General features: G+C 68.4%; 5 protein-coding genes and 1 pseudogene. 2 read left to right on the plus strand and 4 right to left on the minus strand.

The features are described from left to right. Positions 1-130: 130 nt before the first annotated feature. Positions 131-457 carry a hypothetical protein gene (locus Q0112_RS15005; protein WP_297976661.1) on the minus strand — a complete coding sequence of 109 codons (327 nt, stop codon included), beginning with the start codon at positions 455-457 and terminating at the stop codon, positions 131-133. Positions 458-698: 241 nt separating this feature from the next. After that, the gene (locus tag Q0112_RS15010; protein WP_297976662.1) at positions 699-1202 is read right to left on the minus strand and encodes an SOS response-associated peptidase family protein; all 504 of its coding nucleotides are present in this window, start codon (positions 1200-1202) and stop codon (positions 699-701) included. Positions 1203-1262: 60 nt separating this feature from the next. Here Q0112_RS15010 and Q0112_RS15015 point away from each other — a divergent pair, with 60 nt between their 5' ends. After that, on the plus strand, positions 1263-1850 hold the full coding sequence (locus tag Q0112_RS15015) for an SOS response-associated peptidase (protein ID WP_297976664.1): 588 nt from the start codon (positions 1263-1265) through the stop codon (positions 1848-1850). After that, positions 1850-2119: a hypothetical protein gene (locus Q0112_RS15020; protein ID WP_297976666.1), complete on the plus strand. Its 270-nt coding sequence runs from the start codon at positions 1850-1852 to the stop codon at positions 2117-2119. The genes Q0112_RS15015 and Q0112_RS15020 overlap by 1 nt, the downstream gene beginning before the upstream one ends. Before the next feature lie 73 nt (positions 2120-2192). On the opposite strand, the gene Q0112_RS15025 is transcribed toward Q0112_RS15020, so the two are convergent. Further along, positions 2193-2558: a hypothetical protein gene (locus Q0112_RS15025; RefSeq protein WP_297976669.1), complete on the minus strand. Its 366-nt coding sequence runs from the start codon at positions 2556-2558 to the stop codon at positions 2193-2195. Between the two features lie 497 nt (positions 2559-3055). Continuing rightward, a pseudogene (locus Q0112_RS15030) lies at positions 3056-3239 on the minus strand (L-idonate 5-dehydrogenase); the annotation flags it as partial.

Genomic DNA, 3239 nt, shown 5'->3' on the forward strand with positions numbered 1-3239 from the left:
GAGGAGACGGCCTCGGCGTCGGACCTCGGCGAGGATGGAGACGTAGTCGTGGGGGTCGAGCGGGAAGTTCATGGGCTGCTCCTTCGCCGGATGTGGCGTCAAGACCCGCGCCGAAGCGCGGGGCTTTGGCTCAGGCGGCGCGGGCGTCTGGCTCTGATCCGATCCGCTTTCGGATCCATTCGAGCTGCGTGACCAGCCGATCGACCTGGGCGTCCCTCCCCGGCCCGGGACGACGCAGCAGCGCAATCGTCTCCTCGATCGGCCAGTGGAGGGGATCGACCGTGGTGTCGATGACCATGTCGCGCAGGGCACAGACCAGCGCCGTCCCGGCCTCGCCGCCGAGCCGGGAGGCGGCCAGGCGAAGACGGGCGCTCGAGTGGGCGATGAGCTCGAGCGCGAGGATCCGCGGCGAGGCGGTCTCCTGGGAACACGATAGGTCCGGGGTGAAATCGAACATCGGGGCGATCTCGTCCTTGGTTTCGTCAAGGAGGGTGCTGCCCGTGTCGATCGAGAGATTGGCTGTCCGGTCGGATCCCGAAGACGCCGAACCAGGAAAGATAGGGACAACTTTAGGGATGCTGCTCGCGATCCGCGGCGATCAAGCACCTCCCGCGCTCCGTCATCCGGCCGGGTCGGCGATCCGGGTGGCGCTCGTCAGGCTCTGCGGCAGTGGGCGCTGCGCCACCGCCGACCCAGGATCAAATCGCGAGCGTCATCTGGGCGGTATCCTTGCCTCGCGTGGTCACCGTGAACGTCCCTGCCGGCAGGGGGCGGAGGAGCTCCGTCTCGGGCTGCGTGAGATCGAGCCAGACCATCCGCGCGTCGCGTCGGATCACGGCGATCTGTCGATCATGAAGTGGCGCGATATCGGGATTGGCCGCGACCGTCAGGACCGCAAACGCCTCGGGCCAACCCCGAGCGGCCGGTCGCCAGATCCCGGCCAGGTAGAACCAGTCGCCATCGGCGAGGGCGTAGGTGTAGGGACCGCCACGGCCGCCATGAACCTCGGAGGCCGGCACCAGGCATCGGTGGCTCGGAAACGCGCGGCCCTCGGCGCGGACGAGGGTGAAGGACCGGCCTCCTGCCTCGAGCGGCCGGAGACCCCACGGCAGCTCGACCATCTCGACGCCGCCACCGTCCCGGCGCACGATGACGCGGCGCTGACCGCGCGATGCATCGGAATCGAAGGCCCTTGCGTCCATGGCAGTGCGAACATAGCAAGAACGTGATCGCGTGACAACAACGGCCGCTGCGGAGGGTTCATGTGCAACGACTATCGCCTGCTGGTCGATGCCGCGTCGATCGTCGAGGACTTCGCCGACCTCAAGATCACCATCCGGTTTGGCGAAGGCGTGCCGAACCTCGAGGCGCGCGAGGACATCCGGATCACCGATCCGGCGCCGATCATCCGGACGATCGACGGCGTCCGCGGCGAAGGCGACCTGGTGCAGCGGCGCTGGAGCTGGCCCGGGCCGAATGGCCGGCCGGTCTACAACTTTCGCTCCGACGGCCGAACCTTCACCTCGAACCGCTGCCTGATCGTCGCGGACGGATTCTACGAGTTCACCGACCCGAAGCCGGGGAAGCGGCTCAAGGACAAATGGCTGTTTGCCAAGCGGGACGAGCCGCTCTTCTGCATCGCCGGCATCTGGCGCGACACGCCGGAGGTGGGCGAAGCTTTCACGATGCTGACCATGCCGCCAGGTCCGGACATCGCCCCCTATCACGATCGGCAGGTCGTCATCCTCGAGCGAGAGACCTGGGCCGACTGGCTCGACCCGTCGGTACCGGCGGCCTCACTGATCCGGCCGCTGCCGGCCGGCACGCTGGCCGTGGAGCAGGTCGGATAGTGCGGTTCACCTTTAGCCATGCGTTTCGCGGCGGTTGCGTCATCGTCGATGACGATGGGACAACCGGACCGGAATGCCTGGTCGAGTTCGGCGACGGCGTGACCGTCGTCTCCGAGTGGCGCCGCGGCGGCGACGTCATGGACCTTGAGATCCCGGCGCATCGAACGGCGAAGGGCGCCCGGATCGCGGCGCGCCGATGGCGCCTGGTTCGGCGCAAGGACGGAACCTGGCGCTCGGAGCGGGCAAGCGGGGAGGTGGAGACGCCCTGACCCGAAGCGCAGCGCGACCGGCCGAGCTCGGTGAGCTCGCCTTCGACGAGGTCGCACGCCAGGGCATCTCGCGTCAGTCCTCGGTCCCGCCCAAGGTCTTCTCGGCAAGCTCCCGGAAGGCATCCGGCCGGCGCTTCTCGTCGGGCAGCCCGAGGGAGAGCTCGAGCTGGAGTTCGGGCTGCTCGCGGAGGTGGGAAACGGAGATGGCGAACAGCGTGATGATCCTCTCCTGCGGATGATCGGCGAGCGCGGCGCGGACAAGATCCTCGGCGACCTCGGCCAGCATCGTCGTCGCCGAGATCGGCGCTTCGAGCGTCATCGAGCGCGTGACCGCGCGCATGTCGGCGAGGCGGACGCGGGCGGTGACGGTTCGGCCGGCGAGCGCCTTGGCGCGAAGGCGCGAGGCGACGCGATCGGCAAGGTGGCGCAGCGTGGGCACTACTCGTCGGCCGCACCCGAGTGTCCGTGGTGCCGGATGGAGAAGGCGACGCAGACACACCTCTTCATCGACCCGAAGGCGAATCTGGGTGGTGGTCCGACGTGGCAATCGGTCTTCGACGAGAACGCTTTCCGGGCCCAGCTTGCTGGCACCCCGCTCGCTGTCAACGTATGGCCCGCCCCGTCTGCAAGAGGGTTGAGCATTCTGCCTTCCAGTCTGCGTCAACGTATCCGGCCTCGGAGCTTGCTCCCTGCCAAGATGGAGATACGCGCGACGTGCTCCTCGTAATCGGCGCGGCCTCGGTCGGCCGTTGACAGGTCTCAGGTTTGAGGCCTTGATGCGCCCTCGTCACCGGCTCGGGCCAGGGCATCGGCCTTTGCGCTCGCGGAAGGCCTCGCCGCCCACGGCGCGACGGTCGTCATCAACGGCCGCGACGCGGCGAAGCTCGCGGACGCCGGGACCGTCGCGTCAGGGTGGCATGGGGCCGATAATCCCGGTCAGAAGGCGATCTGCACTTTCATTGCACGGCTCCGGTCGCCGGCGGACTCGAAAGCGGCGACGGCCTCGTCGAGCGGATAGGTTCCGGTCAGCAGCGGCGCCAGGTCGACGTGGCGGCGGTTGATGAGGTCGACGGCAAGGCCGAACTCGGCATGGAAGCGGAAGGTGCCGCGGATGTCGACC

This window comes from uncultured Amaricoccus sp., from assembly GCF_937858865.1.
Lineage (GTDB): Bacteria > Pseudomonadota > Alphaproteobacteria > Rhodobacterales > Rhodobacteraceae > Amaricoccus.